25 protein-coding genes are annotated in these 20,582 nt (G+C 34.4%); 10 read left to right on the forward strand and 15 right to left on the reverse strand.

All coding sequences use genetic code 11. The features are described 5' to 3' along the window. Nucleotides 1-31 precede the first annotated feature (31 nt). Complete coding sequence (locus ICJ83_RS02330) at nt 32-283, forward strand: DUF3098 domain-containing protein (RefSeq protein WP_188228741.1); 252 nt, start codon at nt 32-34, stop codon at nt 281-283. Here ICJ83_RS02330 and ICJ83_RS02335 read toward each other — a convergent pair whose 3' ends face one another. Further along, nucleotides 284-1,411, reverse strand: a complete 1,128-nt coding sequence (locus tag ICJ83_RS02335) for a glycerate kinase (protein ID WP_188228742.1) — start codon at nt 1,409-1,411, stop codon at nt 284-286. 80 nt (nt 1,412-1,491) lie between these two features. Here ICJ83_RS02335 and ICJ83_RS02340 point away from each other — a divergent pair, with 80 nt between their 5' ends. The 3 genes from ICJ83_RS02340 to ICJ83_RS02350 are packed head-to-tail and all read left to right on the forward strand — an operon-like array spanning nt 1,492 to nt 3,762. Next, entirely contained in the window at nt 1,492-2,289 is a 798-nt protein-coding gene (locus tag ICJ83_RS02340) for an undecaprenyl-diphosphate phosphatase (RefSeq protein WP_188228743.1), read from the forward strand. 1 nt (nt 2,290) lies between these two features. Then, nucleotides 2,291-2,992 (forward strand): tRNA pseudouridine(55) synthase TruB, encoded by a 702-nt coding sequence (gene truB / locus ICJ83_RS02345; RefSeq protein WP_188228744.1) that lies wholly within the window; start codon nt 2,291-2,293, stop codon nt 2,990-2,992. Between the two features lie 44 nt (nt 2,993-3,036). Further along, nucleotides 3,037-3,762, forward strand: coding sequence for a hypothetical protein (locus ICJ83_RS02350; protein WP_223154569.1), 726 nt, complete (start codon nt 3,037-3,039; stop codon nt 3,760-3,762). Here the strand turns inward: ICJ83_RS02350 and ICJ83_RS02355 are convergent. Continuing rightward, on the reverse strand, nt 3,746-4,363 hold the full coding sequence (locus tag ICJ83_RS02355; RefSeq protein WP_188228745.1) for a thioredoxin family protein: 618 nt from the start codon (nt 4,361-4,363) through the stop codon (nt 3,746-3,748). The genes ICJ83_RS02350 and ICJ83_RS02355 overlap by 17 nt on opposite strands. 93 nt (nt 4,364-4,456) lie before the next feature. On the opposite strand from ICJ83_RS02355, the gene ICJ83_RS02360 reads away from it, so the two are divergent. Beyond that, nucleotides 4,457-5,023 carry a DNA-3-methyladenine glycosylase I gene (locus tag ICJ83_RS02360; protein ID WP_188228746.1) on the forward strand — a complete coding sequence of 189 codons (567 nt, stop codon included), beginning with the start codon at nt 4,457-4,459 and terminating at the stop codon, nt 5,021-5,023. 126 nt (nt 5,024-5,149) lie between these two features. Further along, a complete protein-coding gene (locus ICJ83_RS02365; protein WP_188228747.1) occupies nt 5,150-5,830 on the forward strand; it encodes a DUF2490 domain-containing protein in 681 nt (226 codons plus the stop codon). Here ICJ83_RS02365 and aat read toward each other — a convergent pair. From aat to ICJ83_RS02380, 3 genes are all read right to left on the reverse strand, one after another. Then, complete coding sequence (aat, locus tag ICJ83_RS02370; RefSeq protein WP_188228748.1) at nt 5,825-6,448, reverse strand: leucyl/phenylalanyl-tRNA--protein transferase; 624 nt, start codon at nt 6,446-6,448, stop codon at nt 5,825-5,827. The genes ICJ83_RS02365 and aat overlap by 6 nt on opposite strands. Before the next feature lie 66 nt (nt 6,449-6,514). Continuing rightward, nucleotides 6,515-6,889, reverse strand: coding sequence for a DUF3127 domain-containing protein (locus ICJ83_RS02375; protein WP_188228749.1), 375 nt, complete (start codon nt 6,887-6,889; stop codon nt 6,515-6,517). A 34-nt stretch (nt 6,890-6,923) separates the two neighbouring features. Then, nucleotides 6,924-7,793 carry a flavin reductase family protein gene (locus ICJ83_RS02380; protein ID WP_188228750.1) on the reverse strand — a complete coding sequence of 290 codons (870 nt, stop codon included), beginning with the start codon at nt 7,791-7,793 and terminating at the stop codon, nt 6,924-6,926. A 116-nt stretch (nt 7,794-7,909) separates the two neighbouring features. On the opposite strand from ICJ83_RS02380, the gene ICJ83_RS02385 reads away from it, so the two are divergent. Together ICJ83_RS02385 and ICJ83_RS02390 are read left to right on the forward strand one after the other, a co-directional pair. After that, the gene (locus ICJ83_RS02385) at nt 7,910-9,061 is read left to right on the forward strand and encodes a sensor histidine kinase (protein WP_188228751.1); all 1,152 of its coding nucleotides are present in this window, start codon (nt 7,910-7,912) and stop codon (nt 9,059-9,061) included. A 3-nt stretch (nt 9,062-9,064) separates the two neighbouring features. Then, entirely contained in the window at nt 9,065-9,412 is a 348-nt protein-coding gene (locus ICJ83_RS02390; protein WP_188228752.1) for a hypothetical protein, read from the forward strand. Here the strand turns inward: ICJ83_RS02390 and ICJ83_RS02395 are convergent, their stop codons facing one another. Further along, nucleotides 9,413-9,802 (reverse strand): HIT family protein, encoded by a 390-nt coding sequence (locus tag ICJ83_RS02395; RefSeq protein ID WP_188228753.1) that lies wholly within the window; start codon nt 9,800-9,802, stop codon nt 9,413-9,415. A 159-nt stretch (nt 9,803-9,961) separates the two neighbouring features. Next, on the reverse strand, nt 9,962-10,435 hold the full coding sequence (greA, locus tag ICJ83_RS02400; protein WP_188228754.1) for a transcription elongation factor GreA: 474 nt from the start codon (nt 10,433-10,435) through the stop codon (nt 9,962-9,964). 157 nt (nt 10,436-10,592) lie between these two features. Between greA and ICJ83_RS02405 the strand changes: the two genes are divergently transcribed. Further along, nucleotides 10,593-11,027, forward strand: coding sequence for a hypothetical protein (locus ICJ83_RS02405; RefSeq protein ID WP_188228755.1), 435 nt, complete (start codon nt 10,593-10,595; stop codon nt 11,025-11,027). Nucleotides 11,028-11,184: 157 nt separating this feature from the next. Here the strand turns inward: ICJ83_RS02405 and ICJ83_RS02410 are convergent, their stop codons facing one another. From ICJ83_RS02410 to ICJ83_RS02435, 6 genes are all read right to left on the reverse strand, one after another. Continuing rightward, a complete protein-coding gene (locus ICJ83_RS02410; protein ID WP_188228756.1) occupies nt 11,185-13,440 on the reverse strand; it encodes a TonB-dependent receptor in 2,256 nt (751 codons plus the stop codon). Between the two features lie 520 nt (nt 13,441-13,960). Continuing rightward, a complete protein-coding gene (locus tag ICJ83_RS17080) occupies nt 13,961-14,113 on the reverse strand; it encodes a peptide chain release factor-like protein (RefSeq protein WP_317173248.1) in 153 nt (50 codons plus the stop codon). Next, nucleotides 14,113-15,666 carry a DUF4301 family protein gene (locus ICJ83_RS02420; protein WP_223154570.1) on the reverse strand — a complete coding sequence of 518 codons (1,554 nt, stop codon included), beginning with the start codon at nt 15,664-15,666 and terminating at the stop codon, nt 14,113-14,115. Before ICJ83_RS02420 ends, ICJ83_RS17080 begins: the two co-directional genes overlap by 1 nt. Continuing rightward, entirely contained in the window at nt 15,667-16,233 is a 567-nt protein-coding gene (locus ICJ83_RS02425; RefSeq protein WP_188228757.1) for an AAA family ATPase, read from the reverse strand. It abuts the gene before it with no gap. Continuing rightward, entirely contained in the window at nt 16,194-16,826 is a 633-nt protein-coding gene (gene pnuC, locus ICJ83_RS02430; RefSeq protein ID WP_188228758.1) for a nicotinamide riboside transporter PnuC, read from the reverse strand. The genes ICJ83_RS02425 and pnuC overlap by 40 nt, the downstream gene beginning before the upstream one ends. Further along, the gene (locus tag ICJ83_RS02435; protein ID WP_188228759.1) at nt 16,810-17,070 is read right to left on the reverse strand and encodes a thiamine-binding protein; all 261 of its coding nucleotides are present in this window, start codon (nt 17,068-17,070) and stop codon (nt 16,810-16,812) included. Before ICJ83_RS02435 ends, pnuC begins: the two co-directional genes overlap by 17 nt. Nucleotides 17,071-17,354: 284 nt before the next feature. On the opposite strand from ICJ83_RS02435, the gene ICJ83_RS02440 reads away from it, so the two are divergent. After that, the gene (locus tag ICJ83_RS02440; protein WP_188228760.1) at nt 17,355-19,157 is read left to right on the forward strand and encodes a rhamnogalacturonan lyase; all 1,803 of its coding nucleotides are present in this window, start codon (nt 17,355-17,357) and stop codon (nt 19,155-19,157) included. Here the strand turns inward: ICJ83_RS02440 and ICJ83_RS02445 are convergent, their stop codons facing one another. Together ICJ83_RS02445 and ICJ83_RS02450 are read right to left on the reverse strand one after the other, a co-directional pair. Then, entirely contained in the window at nt 19,158-19,883 is a 726-nt protein-coding gene (locus ICJ83_RS02445) for a geranylgeranylglyceryl/heptaprenylglyceryl phosphate synthase (protein ID WP_188228761.1), read from the reverse strand. Next, nucleotides 19,884-20,510, reverse strand: coding sequence for a 4'-phosphopantetheinyl transferase family protein (locus ICJ83_RS02450; protein ID WP_188228762.1), 627 nt, complete (start codon nt 20,508-20,510; stop codon nt 19,884-19,886). It lies immediately after the preceding gene. Nucleotides 20,511-20,582: the final 72 nt, after the last annotated feature.

The raw sequence follows: 20,582 nt of genomic DNA on the forward strand, positions 1-20,582 counted from the left end.
CGTTAATTTGCGATACACTTTTTAAAACATTATGGGAGATCAAAAACAAAAAGAGGCTAATAAAAGTAAATTTATTTTCGGCAAAAAGAATTATAAATTCATGTTTATTGGTTTAGCCTGTATCGCTTTAGGCTTTATTTTAATGTCTGGTGGTGGTAGTGATGACCCTAATGTTTTTAATCCAGATATTTTTAGTTTCCGTCGTATTCGATTAGCACCAATGCTAGTTCTTTTAGGTTTTGGTATTGAAATGTATGCCATTTTGCTTAATCCGGAAAAATAACTATTTCTCAAACGTTTTTGCAAAAGCCTTGGCCATCTCACTCACGTAGTATTTAGCTTGCAACATGGCATCTTTATTATTTTTACTATAGTTTATCACCTTATCGGAATAATCTATTCCTAAACCTTTTATTTCCTTTTCATTCATTTGAATGTCCCCACAAAACGCTGCTACTTTTATATGTTTCGCTTTCGCGGAAGATAATACCCCTTGAATCGTTTTTCCGGACAATGTTTGAGAATCCATACAACCTTCGCCTGTTATAATCCAATCGGCTTCACGAATTTTTTCTTCAAAACCAGCTAATTCCTTAATTAATTCAACACCCGGTTTTAATTCCCCTTTTAGAAATACTTTTGAAGCAATTCCCATACCGCCCGCTGCTCCAGCGCCTTTTACCGTTTGTGGATTAACTTTAAACGTCGACTCAATTATAGTAGCAAAAGACTCCAAGCCTTTATCCAGCATATCTATATCTTCATTTGAAGCGCCTTTTTGTTTAGCATAAATTTTAGCGGCGCCGTTTTCACCGTACAAAGGATTCGAAACATCAACAGCCACTTTAATATCTACTTCTTTCAATTTAGGATTAACGTTTGAACAATCGATAGCTTCTATTTTTTCTAAATTTGCTCCAATAGGTTTAACTTCTTTTTTGTTTTCATCTAAAAACCGAAACCCTAAAGCAGTAGCCATACCTATGCCGCAATCGTTGGTCGCACTGCCTCCAACACCCAAAATAATGGTTTTTGCGCCGTTATTTATTGCATTTAAAATAAGTTCTCCGGTTCCAAAAGTTGTTGCGTTTTTACAATCTAGTTCTTCTTGCTTTAAAAGTTTATATCCCGAAGCTTCAGCCATTTCTATAAAGGCTGTTTTAGATGAATCTGAAAACAAATATGAAGCTTCAACAGGTTCAAAAAACGGATTATTAACTGTTAGTTTTTCTGTTTTACCTTCTAAATAATAATTAACAATTTCAATAGTGCCGTCACCACCATCGGCAAGTGGTAATTTTAAAATTTCAGCATCTGGAATTTCAGATAAAACTCCTGCTTCAACCGCATTACAAAATTCCATTCCTGTTAGCGAGTTTTTAAACTTATCGGGGGCTATTATTATTTTCATCTAAAACATATTACAACGTGTATCTCCGAATTTAATAATTAATACAACCATTTATAACCCTAATTTAATATTTTTGCCGCATGGATATTATAAACGCTATCATTCTTGGTATCATTCAGGGGCTTACCGAATTTTTACCTGTATCGTCAAGTGGACATTTAGAAATTGGAAAAGCGATTTTAGGCGACCAATCTGTGCCTGAGGAAAGTCTGCTTTTTACTGTTGTATTACATTTCGCAACAGCACTAAGTACCATTGTTGTTTTTAGAAAAGACATTCTGGAATTAATTAAAGGGGCGTTACAATTTAAATGGAATGACAATTTACAATTTATAGCTAAAATTGTAGTTTCTATGCTTCCTGCGGTAATTGTAGGGTTATTTTTTGAAGAACAACTAGAAGCTCTTTTTGGAGGCAATATCTTATTAGTTGGCAGTATGCTAATTATTACTGCGATGCTACTATATTTTGCCGATAAAGCTAAGGACACAAACAAAAAAGTATCGTTTTCCAATGCATTTGTAATTGGAATTTCTCAAGCCATTGCGATGCTTCCTGGAATTTCGCGTTCGGGTGCTACCATATCTACTTCTGTATTGTTGGGAAATGATAAAACCAAAGCAGCACGCTTTTCATTTTTAATGGTCGTTCCTTTAATTTTTGGCAAAATCGCCAAAGATATTTTGAGCGGCGATTTAACGTACGAGAGCACTAATTTTACCTCGCTTTCCATAGGATTTATTGCGGCGTTTTTCGCTGGTCTGTTTGCTTGTACCTGGATGATAAGTTTAGTTAAAAAAAGTAAACTCACTTACTTCGCTATGTATTGCGCAATTGTTGGAATTATAGCAATTCTCTTTTCAATTTTACACAATTAACATGAGCTTAAAAGACGAATTTCTGGCGGGTAAAATTTTACTCATCGACAAACCTTTGGAATGGACCTCATTTCAAGTGGTTAACAAGTTACGATGGGAAATAAAACAGGCTTTTAAATTGAAAAAAATAAAAGTTGGCCATGCAGGAACTTTAGACCCACTTGCCACTGGTTTGTTGTTGATTTGCACGGGTAAAATGACAAAACAAATTGATTCTTTTCAAGCGCAAATAAAAGAATACACTGGCACAATTGTTTTAGGCAGCACCACGCCTTCTTACGATTTAGAAACAGAAATAAACGAAACTTTTCCAACCGACCACATAACCGAAGCTTTAATTCACAAAACCACAGAAGAATTTGTTGGCGATATCGAGCAATACCCTCCTGTGTTTTCGGCGTTAAAAAAAGATGGCAAGCGTTTGTATGAATTTGCCAGAGCTGGGGAGGCTGTCGAAATTAAACCAAGAAACATACATATAGCTGAATTCGAAATAACAAATATTCGAGGCTTGGAAGTGGATTTTAGAGTCGTTTGTAGCAAAGGTACTTACATTCGATCTTTAGCACATGATTTTGGAAAAGCACTAAATTGTGGCGGACATCTGTCCGCATTAAGACGCACAAAAATTGGTGATTTTAACGTGAAAAATGGTATTACAATACAGGACTTCATTAGCACGCTAAACAACCAAATTGAGTAATTTTACGTATATTTCGTTAATAATTACCCAAAAACAACCAAGATTTGCGCCTTACAGATCAACATAAAGCCCTACTCATAACGCTTCTAATAACGGGAACAGTACTCTTGTTTGTCTTCAACTTACATTTAAAGCAGCAAACAGAACAAATTGCTGAAAGTTATTATGAAATGGAACCAGAGGAACCCCTCACGGAGGAAGAAGTTAAAATGCTTGAAGCTTTAGAACAATTACAAGGCAGTAAGGCCGAAACCAACCAAGCTTTTAATGAAACTGATAATAGTAAACATTTTTCCCAAGCCTTTAAAACCATTGCTCCACCTGAGGATTATGTACCAAAAACTAACACCAGTTCCGATAACGGCACCAATGAAAACACCAATGCATTTGGTGAAAATATTGCTGAAGACGCGGCTATAAAAGAAGAAGAAATATCTGCTTTTAATAAAGTAAGCGAACTATTAAAAAAACAAAAAAGTGAAGGTGTCAATAAAAAAAGCACCATGAGTTATTCTCTTAAGGATCGCTCTCATCATTTCATGCCAACTCCTATATATTTGTGTGAGGAAGGCGGAAAAATTGTTGTAAACATTACGGTAAACGCGAACGGCGATGTTGTAGAAAGTGACATTAATTCGTCTTCCAGTTCTAGTAATAAATGCCTAATAGACCACGCCTTGGAATACGCTAAAGAAGCAAAATTTAGCAAAGACGCTTCAAAACCAACTCAAATTGGCACCATTACATTTAATTTTATAGGCAAACCTTAGATTTAATCTGACATAGTAATTCGGTAACATCATTAAGAACATTCTGCCCTTTATCATTGTTATACCAATACTGTAAATCTTCTTTAAATTCTGGTGTTAATTTACCATTTTTCGCCTTAAAACGTTGCACATAAGTTGTAGCTTCACTAGGCCTAGGCCCATAGGTTTCAAGAATTTCATTTGTATTATTATCTATAAAAATCACCTTTGGAATTGAACGTGTTCCGTGGGTTAAAAACGCATTCATTAATTCGGGGTTTTCATCGCGAAGTACAATTTTATAAGTAATATGTTTGTTAAGATTTGCTATATGTTTTAGTACAGGCAAAACATGCGCTGCATCACCACACCAGCTTTCCGAAATAACCAACCAGGTAATATCTAAATTAAATGCTTTTATTCGTTTTTTTAAACCGTCGGAAATTTTAATGGTTTTTTCCCAACGCTTCATACGCCTATCATTAAGTTTGGTGAAATTTTTGTAGGCCTCGGTTTGTTCTAAACCAGTAGTTGCATGTGTTTCTACTAAACGCGCCATTAAATCTCGGTATGCCTCATAGGTCATACCATTAGATAAACTAGACTTTATAACTGACTTCATGGTTTATGCATTAATGGGGTAAATTTATAAGCAAAGCTCTTCTTTTAAAATGATATTTGTCATACTTTTACTTAATTCCTTACAAAATTTCATATGTCCGATAAACACAAATGTGGTTGGTGTGTAGGTGACCCACTTTATGAAGCCTATCACGATGAAGAATGGGGTGTTCCTGTTTATGACGATGCAACCCTTTTCGAGTTTTTAATTTTAGAAACCTTTCAGGCTGGATTAAGCTGGATTACCGTATTGCGCAAACGTGAGAATTTCAGAAAAGCTTTTGACAACTTTAATTATAAAACCATTGCCCTTTACAAAGAAGACAAAATAAATAGCTTATTAGAAGATTCTGGAATTATTAGAAATAAATTAAAGATTAAAGCTACTGTAACCAATGCTCAAGCCTTTATAAAAATTCAGGAAGAATTTGGTAGTTTTAGTCAATACATCTGGAAATTTGTTGATGGCACTCCAATAAAAAATAAAATTCAGAATTATAAAAATGCTCCGGCAACTACTGCTATAAGCGACCAATTAAGTAAAGATTTAAAAAAGCGAGGATTTAAATTTGTGGGCTCTACAGTAATGTATGCGCATATGCAGGCTACTGGAATGGTAAATGATCATGAGGTTAATTGCTTTAGATATCATGAGGTATGATGCCATAAAACATAAACTAAGTATAGTATATTTACAACTATAATTTATATAGAATTTGAATTATTAGAAATACAGTAAATAAAAATCACTTAACTACGGCGTCCTTTTAATTAGTTTCCAAAGGCAATGAAATTCAGAACCACTTTCCTTATTTTTTTTATCATAAACTCAGTATTTAAATTAAATGCTCAAGAAGAAGGAAATATATTAGGAGAAACCTCAGTGAATGTAAATTATAATGTTTCTGAAACGTATCGAATAAATTTTACAGCTCGTTCGCGTTACTTTTTATTTGAAAACAAAAAACTAATATATACGCAGCAGCAGTTTGATATTTTTCATTTTTCAACATTTAAAATAAAAAAGTCCAATAGAATTGGCTTAGGCCTTTATTACAGAAATCGTGATCTTTTTGAAACCGGAAGCGATGAAATTCGCATAATGCAACAATACAGTTACAAAAAGCACAAAAGGCAAATTAGTTTAGGGCACCGTTTTCGATTTGAACAACGCATTTTTGATACTAGAACCATTTTTAGATCACGATATCGTTTTGCACTAAACTTTCCATTAAACTCAAACGATAGCAATACCGAAGCGCCATATATTTTTGCTGCTGCAGAAGGCTTATTAAGTTTAACTGATACAAGCAAACCAGAATTTGGACAACGTACGACTGCTATGTTAGCCTGGCACATTGGCAACCATTCGCTGTTTAAAACAGGCTTTGAGTACCGTTTGGAAAACTTCAGTAATAAAACTGAAAACTACATGTTTTTCCTCAGCACACTATCTTTTACCTTATAAATACTTAAGGAACTCAGATCTTGAAATATCTTCTGCTCCCAAACTCTCCAAATGATTAGTATGCACCTGACAATCTATAAGTTTATAGTTGGATTCTTGAATAAGATTTATAAAACCAACTTTGCTCGCGTTACTTACTTTAGAAAACATACTTTCGCCACAAAACACACCATTACCCAAATCGACACCATACAATCCGCCAACAAGCGCTCCTTCTTGCCACACCTCAACCGATTTTGCATATCCTAACATATGAAGTTTTGTGTATGCCTCAATCATTTCAGGGGTAATCCAGGTATCTTCCTGCCCCATGCGTTTTATCTTTGAACAAGAGCACACCACTTCATTAAAATTTTGATTAATGGTGACTTTAAACGGATTCCGACGTAAGACCTGTCGCATACTTTTGGACACCTTAAGTTTATCTGGAAACAACACAAATCTCGGATCTGGCGACCACCACAATATAGGCTCATCGTGGCTATACCATGGAAAAATTCCATTTTGATAGGCAAATAATAAACGTTCTACAGTTAAATCGCCACCAATAGCCAGCAAACCATCGGCGCTGGCTTCGCTATAATCGGGAAACCATAACTCTTGTGTTAATAAATGCATGACGTTTATTTTAAACAAAAAACCTCAACATATGTTATATTGAGGTTTTTCTATTTTAAATGTTTACTAGAACGGTAAATCGTCGTGATCTTCTTCGTTTAAATTTCCAGCAGGTTCAAATGCATCAGCTGGCGGTACTGGAGGCATTCCTCCCGAAGCATCCGCTTGTAAAGCTTCAATTCTCCAACCTTGAATAGAGTTAAAGTATTTGGTTTCTCCTTGTGGGTTTACCCATTCTCTTCCTCTTAAATTTATGCTTATTTTAACTTGTTGCCCTACTTGGTAAGTATTCAATAAGTCGGTTTTATCCTGCACGAACTCAACCATAATATGTTGTGGGTACTGCTCTTCAGTAGTGACTACAATTTCTCTTTTTCTAAATCCGTTACTTCCAAAAGATTGAGTTTCACCAATCATTTTAATTCTTCCTTGAACTTCCATTTATTTCTATTTATACTTATTTATACAATTTTACTTAACTCAATAATATTTTCCATGCACTATCTACATCACCAAAACTTAAATAGTTGCGAGCCAATTTGTGCTTTTCTCTATGTGAAGCCGATTTTATGTTTGGATAGCGCTTACTAACTTCATCTACAAACACAGACACATCTTCTTTTGTTGGCAAAGCTTCAACATTACCTAACATACCTAAATCGTTACCTGTTAAGATCATACTGTTTTTTATTTCATCCGGAAAATTATCTACCCCTATTCCAACAGTCGATATAGGTTTCGGTATTTCAAAAAAACCTTTGTTCGCCCGCGTGTAATAACTTCCACCGGCACGAGCTACCAAATCCAATTTTTCCTGAATAACGTTACCATTATCGTCCAGAACGTTATTATCAATATGAAATTTAACCACTTCACAAATAATTAAATTACCAGCGCCACCTTCGGTACCGAGTTTAATGATATCATTTACCTTACACTCCATTTGAACAGGCGATTCGGCAACACGAAACGGTTTTACGATATCCGATTCTAACATGGTTAATCCCGATTTTTCAAATTCGTTCACGCCTTCGGGAAAATTTGAACTCGATAAAGACATTTGATGCACCATATCAAAATTCACGCTGTTAATAACCACTTCTTTGGTCGCTTCAATATTTTTTAATGTGTGTTTTATTGTATTGTCTTTTACACGTCTTGAAGGCGAAAAAACTAATATTGGAGGATTGGAGCTGAAAACATTAAAAAAACTAAAAGGCGACAAATTTACGCGTCCTTCGGCATCTACAGTACTTGCAAATGCAATTGGCCTTGGAGCTACAGCACTCAACAAATAGGCATGTAACAAACTGGTTTTTATTTCTTTAGGATCTATTGACAGCATTACCTTTAATTTCAACAAATGTAACTAATCTAAATTGTTTCTAAAAACCATTTTACTAACAAGTTAAACAATAATATTAACAGATTTGCATTATATTAGATACTAACTAATAACGCATGATTTTTACCAAACATAGTAACACCTTACGATGGGTGATTATAGCGGCTTCTTTTATTATCGTATCCTTAATTTTATGGAAAACATACGAATTTTTTCAGCATTTTAAAGAAGAAGAACGCTCTAAAATGGAGAATTGGTCTTTTGCACAAACCGATTTAATAAACTCGGAAGAAAACGCAACCAATCTCGATCTTACACTGCAAATTTTAAGCAGTAATAAAACAACACCAATGCTGGTTATAAATGAAGATGGCAGCTTAAGTAGTTTTAATAATTTAGATGAATCAAAAATAAAAGACTCTTTATACGTACAAAAACTTATTAAATCCTTTGCTGAGGAAAACCGCCCTATTGAAATAAAATTTGATGGTAAATTGTACAGCACTTTATATTATGGCAATTCGCCCCTTTTGAACAAATTAAAATATTACCCACTGGCATTATTACTTATTGTCTTTCTATTTGGAGCAGTAATTTTCTTTTTCTACCGAAGCAATAAAAATGCTACTCAAAATAAATTATGGTCTGGTATGGCTAAAGAAACCGCCCATCAAATTGGCACACCGCTTTCATCGTTAATTGGCTGGACCGAGATTTTGAAATCTGAAAATGTAAACCCAACCTATATCTCTGAAATTGAAAAAGATATAGATCGCCTACAAACCATAACCGAACGCTTTAGCAAAATTGGCTCTTTACCCGCCTTAGAATTAGCAAATATTAAAAAAGAAACCCTAGAATCTTACGATTATTTAAAAGCAAGAGCATCCAATCTCATTGACTTTGAAATAGTTATGCCTAAAGAAAACATTTTAGTAAATTTGAACAAGCAACTGTATAGTTGGACTATAGAAAATCTGGTTAAAAATGCGATTGATGCCATGAAAGGTCGAGGAAAAATAACCATTGAAATTGTTCAAATCGAAACTACAGTTAAAATCAAAATAAGCGATACCGGTAAAGGCATTGCAAGAAAGGACTTTAATAAAATATTTGAGCCTGGTTATACCACAAAAAAACGTGGCTGGGGATTAGGACTATCCTTAACCAAACGCATTATTGAAGACTTTCACAATGGTAAAATAAAGGTATTACATTCAGAAAAAGACAAAGGTACAACGTTTCAAATAACCCTTAAATGCGCATAAGTCATGGCGGAGCAATATATTACAATTAAATCAGTTGGACTAAACAATAACTGCCCGGAATGTTACAGTAACAAAGGCTTAAAACTAACTTTTAAACAGCGTTTTGTTGAAACCAGTTTTTATAAATCGATTACCCCCGAAATTAAATATGAAATGGACTGTAGCACGTGCAATTCTCATATTTACCCTGTAAAATGGACCGATGATATTGAGCGCGTTTTTGAATATCATAAACGGGCATTTACCCCAAAACAAGCCTCCCGACATTTAAAAAAGTCGTCGTGGCTAGCCATTTCATTAGGCATTATTTTAGTTTTAGTGGGGTTTGCAACCGTGTTATATATTGCATAATTACAACTGCGCTTTAATCTTTTCGGCTACAGCTTCAAAATCTTCTTTTGCGTGTGGTGTTTTCTTAATAAATCTCGCATCCTCCATAGTCGAAAGTGGAATTAAATGAACATGCACATGAGGTACTTCTAATCCGATTACAGAAATACCTACGCGCTTACATGGTATAGCCTTTTCAATGGCGATAGCTACTTTCCTGGAAAACTGCATTAACCCAGTGTAAGTCGCTTCATCCAAATCAAAAATCTTATCAACCTCTTTTTTAGGAATACAAAGGGTATGCCCCGAACTGTTAGGGTTTACATCTAAAAAAGCTAAAAACTCATCGGTTTCAGCTATTTTATAGCAAGGAATCTCTCCGTTTACAATTTTTGTGAATATAGAAGCCATAATTAAAAGTTTAAGGAAAATATGTTGTGGATTTATATTACTTCGGAAATATATATGCTCAATAAATCCTTTTGAAAAATAACGTTTATCTTTTAAATTTAAAAGATTCCTAACTAATAAAAGCAAGGAATCTTTTTTATAACAATGATAATAAGTTTCTTATCTTGAAATTTCTATAATATCAAATTTCATAACGCCATTAGGCACCTGTATTTCTGCAACATCACCAACCGATTTTCCTAACAATCCTTTTCCTATAGGTGAGTTTACAGAAATTTTTCCTGCTGCTAAATTTGCTTCGCTTTCTGCAACCAAGGTATAAACCACTTCCATACCATTAGTCTGGTTTTTAATTTTAACTTTGGATAATACCAAAACCTTTGAAGTATCTAATTGAGACTCGTCTATAATACGTGCATTCGATAACACCTCTTCTAATTTAGAAATCTTCATTTCTAAAAGTCCCTGTGCTTCTTTAGCAGCATCATACTCGGCATTCTCACTTAAATCTCCTTTATCTCTTGCCTCAGCAATAGCCTGTGAAGCCTTTGGGCGTTCTATATCTTTTAGTTGTCTTAACTCGTCTCTTAGTTTTTTTAATCCTTCTGGTGTATAGTACGAAACTTTACTCATAACTTCATCATTTTTAAATTAATAAATACTGAAACTATTTATATCGGTTTCCAGCATAAAAAAATCCCGTTTACACGAGATTGAGTAACAAATATACAAAATATTTAACTCAATTTCGTTTTTGTTGTAAATTGCAAAAGAGTATTTCAACATTGCCATGAAGCTAATTTTGCAAACTATAATCCTACTTTTTATTTTCTCATGTAGTAGTGACGACGTGATTAAAAATCCTTACTTACCTAACTATAAATTCAACACAAATAATTTCATTGATACGAGACTGCCGCAATATAACAAACTTCAATTACCCGGTAATTCGGTAATATTAACGGATTATGGTATTAATGGCATTGTTATATTTTATGCAGGAGGAGACAATTATAATGCTTTTGAATTATCGGATCCGAATCACGAAGTTACCAGTTGTTCAAAATTAACAGTTGATGGTGTTATTGCCTCGTGTAGTTGTAACGACAATAATAGTTACGAAATCCTTACCGGAAATATGCAAGAAGGTACTTCAGGACAATATCCGTTGCTAAGATATAACGTGGAGGTTACTGGCTCTATTATTCGGGTGTTCAATAATTAAAAGCGACTGCCTGACAAACTATATTTTTAGCCAAATTGAATTGACTTCTTTAACTTGTAATATTCAATACAAGCTGAAACTTTAAGCGATTTTCAAACTTAAAATTTTTAACAAGTTTACAAGCAACCGCTTCCTTTTCATAACAATTTCTTCCCGCTTAAAACTTTAATGTCATACCCAGCAAGAAATTAATTTTAGCTTGTGGATAATAAAAATTTTCAGTTATAGCATCATCATTTGAGCCTTGTGGCCTGTAATAATAGCTGTAAGTATATCCATTTGACACGTATTCGTTATCGAAAATATTGTTCACTAATAAATTAAAAGCAATTTCTTTAATCCACTTTGGTTGAATTTTATACGACGCATTAAAATTATTCACAAAATAGGCATCCATACTTTTACTCGCACTCGACGTATTATCTAAATATTGCTTGCCCACATATTTAGAAATAAAAGCCAGATTTAAACTTTCTAAAGGTGTGAATCGTAAAGTTCCGCCAGCAATAATATTTGGCGAAAATGAAATATCGGTATTTTCATAGGATGTTACTACTGGCTCATAAGCAACCGTTTCCCAAGTATTTGGGTCGTATTGCGTATCGTAAACTACATAATCAAAAGCTTTGATTTTATTTTTACTGAAAGTTGCATTAGCATCTAATCGTAATTTATCTGAAAACTTGTATCCAGCCTGCAATTCTACCCCTGCGCGGTAACTGTCTTTAACATTTTCACGAATTGGCCCACCAACATTATCTAAATCACCTGTTAGTACTAACTGATCTTTATAATCCATATAGTACAAATTCGCAGTCGCATAATATTTTAGGGTCTTTAATTTATAGCCTAACTCATAATCTACAAGGCGCTCCGGGTTTGGAAGCACAGGATTTTTAGTTAAATCATCACGGTTTGGCTCTCGATTCGCTACCGCCAACGAACCATAAACCGAATTATAATTATCTATTGTATAAGTTAAACCAGCCTTTGGATTAAAAAAATTATATTTTTCAGATACATTAATTGGTAGTAAATCTGAACTTAAACCATCCGATTTATAATCCACATGTCTATACTGTACATCGGCAAACAAAAACCATGAATAATTTAAAGTATACTCTGCCTTTACATAGGCATTATAATCGCTCTTTTCGCCTACACTAAAATAATAATTAGTTCTAATAGGTACAGTAACCGGGTATGAATCCCAAATTAGTTCACCAAAATGATCACCATCATATTTATTATAACCCCCTCCTACATATAGATTTAAATGTTCTTTTTTATAATTAAAAGAAGAAACAATTGCATAAAAGTCATTGTCCAACCAACGTCTTCTTATGGCATCACCTGTAGCATCAGCATCCAGATCATTCGGAAAATAATCGCCTACGGTTTCATCATTTTTATACTGTTCAAAATAGCCTTTACCTCTTGTGTAATTTCCCGAAAGGTTAGCTGAAAATTGCTTATTAAATTGATGTGAAAAATGTAATTGATAATGTGTTTGCTCATAATTATCAACCTCATTATCATAGGTATAATAGTTATATGTACGACCAGAATTCAAAAGATTATCTGCCTCGCTCTGGGACAAATAATTTCTATCTATAAAATCCTGAATACCTTGCAGATCTCCTTTTACTACAGCTTCTGGAGTTCCATACCACGATTGATAGGTTTTTTCTTTACCTCCAAAAACCATGGCTTTCAAAGACGTATTATCATCCAGGTAACCTCCTTCAACATAATATGAAGATAAATCAGACGATGCTCTATCGATATAGCCATCACTCATTATTTTAGACAATCTCGCTTCGGCATAAAAATTATTCTTTAAACCAGACCCCAAACTTAAGTTGTGTTTTCTCGTGCCGTAAGAACCAATAACATTGGTGGTTGTTGCGTATCCGGAACTTGAAGGTTGTAAGGTTTTAATATTTAAACTTGCTCCAAAAGCCCCAGACCCATTGGTACTGGTACCTACACCACGCTGCAACTGAATATCTTCAACCGAACTCACAAAATCAGGCATATTAACCCAAAATGTCCCTTGACTTTCGGCATCATTATACGGGATTCCATTTATGGTTACATTAACGCGAGTCGCATCGGTTCCACGAACTCTTATTCCTGTATAGCCCACCCCTGCTCCTGCATCAGAAGTTGTTACTACTGAAGGCATTTGATCTAATAATATTGGTAAATCCTGCCCTAAATTAGTAGACTCTAATTCTTCTTTTGAAATATTTGAAAAAGCAACAGGTGTTTTATCTTTTGCTCTTGTAGCCGATAATAAAACTTCATCTAAACGTTCTACCTCGGTAGAATCTTGTTGAACTTGTTTTTGCTGAGCCTGTACAAACACAGATAACACAAATAATGTTAATAAAAGAATACGGTTTTTCATTTCGAATTAAATAATATTTAAATCGAATAAAAAGAGGTAATTATTCTTAAAAAAATCTGATTAAATAAATTGATAAATACATTTATCCAAACGGCAATTTGTTTGCCTCCCTAAACAGCATTACCTGTTCTAGGTTCGATGGGTATGATCTCAGCCTTTTACGCGCTAAAAGATAAATTATTAAAAATCATCTAATATATGAAAAAGCACCCCTTTATGAGAACGCCGCAAAGTTAAGAACCAATTTTAACACTGAAGCATTTTTTTAATCTAAATCGGGCTTTTTTCTATTTTTCTTTTTTACAGATTGGTTTTTCTTGCTTTTCAATCGCTTTTTTATAACTGATTTTGGAATTTTTGTAGATATGCGCTTTTTTCTGGGAGCTAAAGCTTGATCTAAAAGTTCAAATAACCGATTTATAACCAACGTTTTATTTTTATGCTGACTGCGGCTATCACTACATTGCAATATGAGAACACCTTCTATTGTTAGTCTATTTTTAAGGCGGTTTAAAAGAGTTTACTTTAAATGGTCGTTAAAAACTTCCGAATTCTTCAAATCGAAATACAACTCAACTTTCGATGCTACCTTATTAACGTGTTGACCTCCAGAACCCGAACTTCTTACGGCTTTAAAATTTAATTCATTAATTAACCGCTCTTTGTCAAACATTAAGAAACCTGATGTGCTGGTTTTAATAAATCGATTACCGTTTTTACGGGGTTAAAAGTCGAAACAGGAACTTCAACAAAAATAGTATTCCAATCGGCCATACTTCCATTCCATAAGCCAGGTAATTCTAACGCTTTAATTTCGGTGCCATCTTGAGATTTAATCGTTATAAATGTGGCATTATGATCCACATAATTATGAAGATTGAATGGATTGCCTTTAAAATCCTTTGTTCCACAAACTAAATCGGTAGGATTAAAATGTGTAGCATGTTTTACAATCGCTTTTTGAGATTTGTCTTCCACATTTATTTGAGCAAACTCAATAATTTGAAGCGAGGTCTCCCCATCTTTATGCTTAACCCAAAACGGTCCGCCTCCCGGTTCTCCTTCGTTTTTAACCATTCCACACACACGAATAGGCCTGTTTAATTTGTTGAACAAATACGAGGCCTTTCTATTCAAATCGAAATCATCAAAATCTGCATGTAATTTCACATTCATTCTGTGTGTTAAAAACATAGCAATTTCCAAAAGTTTCTGCTCAGACAACTGCTCGTTTTCAAGTACTTTTAAATAATTAAAAGTCTTTCCCTGAGCATCCAACAGTATACCTGCTAATAATTTTTTATAATCGGATTGTAACTTGTTTTGCTCCTGAACAACAATATTATCAACATTTTTAATGAATATAATATCTGATTTAACATTATTTAAATTATCAAGCAAAGCTCCGTGACCAGCAGGTCTGAAAACCAAATTCCCATTGGGAGTCCTGTAAGGTTCATTATTAGTTTTCAAAGCTATAGTATTTGTAGACTTATTTTGGTATGAAAAAGTAACTTCAAATTCAGTATTTGTTTGTGTTTCTAATGTTGGTTTTATTTTTTCTAATTCACTTTTAAAGTGCTCGGTATGTTCCTCTGAAATGGTAAAATGTAATTTAGCAGTATTATTAGTTGACGCGTAAAACGTAGCCTCAAGCAAATGTTCATGAAACGCAGTTAAAACTTCCAATTTGTAATTATGAAAAGGTAGTAGCCCTTTAGGATATTGCCCAAAATTCAATCCGCTTTTATTAAGCATAGTTTTCACAAATGCCGTGTACCGTTCTTCAATTGGTAAATTCTGAAAATTTGGTATTTCATTTTTAACCAATTCAAAAAATGGTAATTTTTCTAAACCATTAACAAACACCCAGAAATTTTTATGAGTTTTTAAATAATGCCCCAAACGCTCTTCATCGTCATGATATTCCTTTAAAAACTGATAAACAAACTTAAACATACGAGTTGCGGCCCCCGATGCAGGTACAAACTTGACAATATTTAATTGATTACAAGCTTTCTCATACAACTTAACGTATTTTTCAATTTCGACCTTATTAAATCTTAATATCCCATTACCTACTGTTGCTGCTTCCTCCAATTTAGCATAATCCATACCTGATTTTATGCGTTCTACTTGCGCCTTAACCGCTTCTGTGGTTAACCCTAAATTTTCAATTTGTTTAACGTCTTTATCGGTAAACATAAGTTCTTTCTCTGCAATCATTTAAATACTCTTCAATAATTTATCAATATGCTTAACGGCTGTATCCAAACGCTCCTTTTTACTTCCTTCTAGTAAAACAAATGGCCGTTTATTTACGATTAAAGCATTGCGAAAGGCGTCGAACATCTCTTCCCGATTATTAGGTTTATCCCTTAAGTCGTCGGCCTCCCACGGAATGTCAATATTAGTTAAAAAATACAAATTGTAAGTATTTTCTAGCGCATATTTTTCTAGAATTGGATCACAATAGCCCAAATAATAAGCTTCTGAATACACTTTTGTTTCCAGCAAATCAGTATCACAAATTAATACATCTTCAGCTTTTTTTGCCAATTCGTTTTCTAATTTTATTTGTCCTTTAGCAATTGGAATTAAATCATGAGGTTCGCATGTTTTTCGCTCAATATTCCATTTATTTTGCAAATACTCCCTTGCATACTCTGGCACCCACACCGAATTATAATACCTTGCCAATTGCCTTGACAAGGTTGTTTTTCCTGTAGATTCAGGTCCAAAAAGCACCACCTTTATGCAGTTACTCGGTTCTTGTTTAAAGTCTTCTTCCATGCTTTATATCCATAAATGGCAATTACAGTAAACAATAAGTATTGAAATGAGGTAAAAATCAATCCTTTATAAAAATAAAGAGGAACTGAAATTATATCTCCAATTATCCAATACGTCCAGTTTTCTAATTTCTTTTTGGCCATTAACCACATCCCAACAAAAAATATAGCGGTTGTAAATGTATCTATATATGCGGTCCAGTTATTAAACTTGCCATTTATTATATAAACTAATATAACGAATAGCACAGTTAGTAAAAAAATAACCGCACTCCATATATGTTCCTTTTTAGTGGTTTTCGTTACAGGTACTACATGGTCGTTTTCATCTTTTCTTGTCCAATAATACCATCCAAAAATGCTCATAATAAAATAATAAGCATTAATTAGCATATCGCCCAATAAACCATAAAACCACAAAATATAAACAAAAATTGCTGTACTTATAATACCGGTAGGATAAACAAGAATATTTTCCTGTTTAGAATACCAGACACTTAAAAACCCAAATAAAACTCCTATTATTTCTAAAATAACAAGATGCATATCTACACCCTGATATTGCGAAAATATCCAATTAAAAATGTGGCTCATAATCGTGTCTATCGGATTTTACAATTTTCATATATAATAATCCGCGTTCTATTAACTCAAATGCCTCTTTTATTTCTGAAGTTAACACCTTCATCACTGTGTCGTATTCTCCATAAACCTGAGTACTTAAAGGATTTTCTAAAACCTTTAAACCTGAAGCTCTTAACTTTTTTATAAATTCTATAATACTAGGTTCAAAGTCGTTTTGAAGTGGCGTAAGTGTTAATTCTACTGAAATTTTCATATTTTTTTTATTAAAGGAATAAAGATACTTCTTTTAATTCAAGAGCAAAATTAATTAGTCAGGATGGTACAGGATGGAATATTCCGTTTCAAATTTTACATTTGAATGATAACATTCTATACACACTTATTATCACCACTTATAATTTAACTTTCAACATTTTTTTCAATCCTATTCTAAATTGTAATCCAACGAAATAAATGGTCACGATTAAAACTTTTACTCTAAATTTCATCTATGGTTTTATTATTTTCTCTAGCTGTTTTATTTTCCCACAAAACCACATGGAAACTTTAGATCGTGGTGTTGTAGCTGTGAGAACCGATAAAAAAGAAGTTCTAATTAGTTGGCGCATCTTTGCTTCTGAATTTGATAACGCATCCTACAATATTTACAGCGGTAATAAAAAATTAAATAAAACCCCAATTACTGGGGCGAGTAATTTTATCGATAAAACGGAGAATGATAATAATTATAGTGTTTCTGTAATTATTAATGGAACGGAACAAAAACCTTCAAAACCAGTATCCGTTTGGAAAAACATTTATAAAACGATTCCAATTACTGCCCCGAAGGGCGGCATTTCGCCAGATGGTCGTGAATATAAATATACCGCTAATGATGCTTCTGTTGGGGACTTGGATGGAGACGGACAATACGAATTGGTTTTAAAATGGGAACCTACAAATTCGCATGATAATTCGCATCGCGGCTATACAGGAACTACTTTTCTTCAAGGTTTAGAACTAGATGGTACCATCTTATGGACTATCGATTTAGGAAAAAATATCCGGTCGGGGGCGCATTACACACAATTTTTAGTCTATGACTTTAATAGTGATGGGATTGCAGAAATTGCCTGTAAAACAGCCGATGGTACAACCGATGGAAAAGGAAAAGTTATTGGAGATGCTGAAGCAGATTACCGAAACAACAGAGGTTATATTTTAGAAGGCCCAGAGTATTTAAGCGTGTTTTCTGGAAAAACGGGTGCATGTATCACTACCGAATCCTATATTCCTGCACGAGGAAATGTTTCCGATTGGGGCGACAACTATGGTAACCGTGTCGACCGCTTTTTAGCTTGTGTGGCTTACCTAGATGGGAAACACCCTAGTTTGATTTTTACCAGAGGTTATTATACCCGAACCGTTATAGCAGCCTTCGATTTTAAAAACAAAAAATTAAAGACACGTTGGGTTTTCGACACGAACACCAAAGGCAACGATGCCTATTTTGGACAAGGCAACCATAACATAGCCGTGGGGGATTTAGATGGCGATGGCTTCGATGAAATTCAGTTTGGTTCTTGTGCAATAGACCACGATGGAACAGGCTTGTATTCTACCGAATTTGGTCATGGAGATGCGGCACATTTAGGCGACTTTGATCCTACCCGAGAAGGACTGGAATATTTTATGTGTCATGAAGAAGCGAATGGGACAAAGATTCCAGCTATCGATTTTAGAGACCCGAAAAACGGAAACGTCATTTGGAGCGTGAAAGGGAAAGGCGATTTTGGCCGTGGTGTTACCGCAGATATAGACCCTAATTTTCTAGGCGCCGAAAGTTGGGCATCTAACGGAACGGGAATTCACAATGTTAAAGGCGAAGTTATTTCAAATGTTTACCCTACGGCTGGTCGGCGTGGTGCCAGTTGGAATATGTTTGCTTGGTGGGATGGCGATTTACTTCGTGAAATTGTTGATAAAACTGTAATTACCAAATGGAATTATAAAATAAAATCTACCGACATGCTACTTCGCGCCTACGATTATGATGGTATGGCATTAAGAAGTAACAACTGGACCAAATCAAATCCGTGTTTAATCGCCGATATTTTAGGCGACTGGCGAGAAGAAATTATTTGGCATAATGAGGACAATACCGAGCTTGTTATTTTTGCCACGCCATACCCTACCGACCACCGTATTTTTACCTTAATGCACGATCCCCTCTACCGTGTTAGTATTGCTTGGCAAAATGTAGGTTACAATCAACCTGCTCACACAGGATTTTATTTGGGGCATGGTATGAAAACACCAGAAACACCAAATATTGAACTTGTTAAGCAACCTAAAAAATAATTATTGGCTTAATTTACTAAAAAACGATTCGTCTTGCTCGAAAGCTGTACCTATAACCACCATATCAGCTCCTGCCGAATATGCAGTTTCCAGTTGTTGTATGGTCTTAATGCCACCACCGACAATCAATGGAACACTTAATTCGGTTTTAACCGCCTTTATTATTTCTGAAGTTACAGGATGAATCGCTCCACTTCCTGCTTCCAGGTAGATTAATTTCATGCCCAGTAGTTCTCCTGCTTTGGCAGTATCAACTATGTTTTGAATATTACCTATAGGCAAAGGCTTGGTTTTGGTAACGCGTTGGACAGCCGTTTCTTTGCCGTTTTCAATAAGAAGATAACCTGTTGGAATGATTTCTAAGCCTGAACCTCTTAATTTTGAAACAGAATTAATATGCTTACCAATAAGATATTCCGGGTTTCTACCCGAAATTAAACTTAAAAATAACAGCGCATCTACCCTATTTGTAATTTGAGTTACATCGCCAGGAAACAAAACTACAGGTAAACTTGTATATCGTTTTATGTTTTCAACTAAAATTTCGGTAACCTCATCAGCCACAGTGCTCCCGCCCACAAAAATATGGGTTGCTATTGATGTGTTTACTTTCTTTATAAAATTTGAAACGTTTTCTAACGGAAATTTATCGGGATCTATTAATACGGCTAACAATGGTTTACCTGTAGAGGCTGCATCCTGTATATCTTGATAAACCCCTTTCATTTAAGCTATTGCAAACGCACAAGTAAAACCTTCAAACTCTAAAAACTGAACATTATATCTGTATTTTTTGTCCTCGTAATCAATCCACGCTATAGTTTCTTCCTCATTATCAGAAGCTGGGATAACTAAGCAATGCTGCTTAAAACTTAAGCCCGGGGTAGCAAAAAGCTTATAAAGTGATTCTTTTACACACCAAATAATGGAGAGTTTATTTATGTAATCGTCTGCATTTTTATCAAGGTATTGATTTTCATAATCAATAAACTTATGCGCTATTACAGTAATTTTTTCACGCTGCTTTTCAATATCAATTCCAATGATACCTTCGCTAATAATTACTGCCGAAAATTGAAACGAATGCGTAATTGAAATTTGCTTTCCATCTTTTAAATGCGGCTTACCGTTATCATCATAAAACAAATCAGAATCTTCATACCCAAAAGCCTTTAAAAGATGACGGACACTTAAAAACCCACGCTGATGCATTTCGCTTTTCATTCCTAAAACCCGATTCAAACTTTCTGGTTTTAAGGCTAATCCATGCATTAAATCATCAAACGACTCTGTTATTTTCCAGATTTTAACAGTAGTTTGTGAATTTGGAGTAATGGTTTTATAAAGAGGCATTTAATATTCTAAAAGTTATAGTTATCTTTGCACCGCCTAAGGCAAATTTTCATTCTTGACAAGCGAATTTAA

Source organism: Aestuariibaculum sediminum (assembly GCF_014596945.1).
GTDB lineage: Bacteria > Bacteroidota > Bacteroidia > Flavobacteriales > Flavobacteriaceae > Aestuariibaculum > Aestuariibaculum sediminum.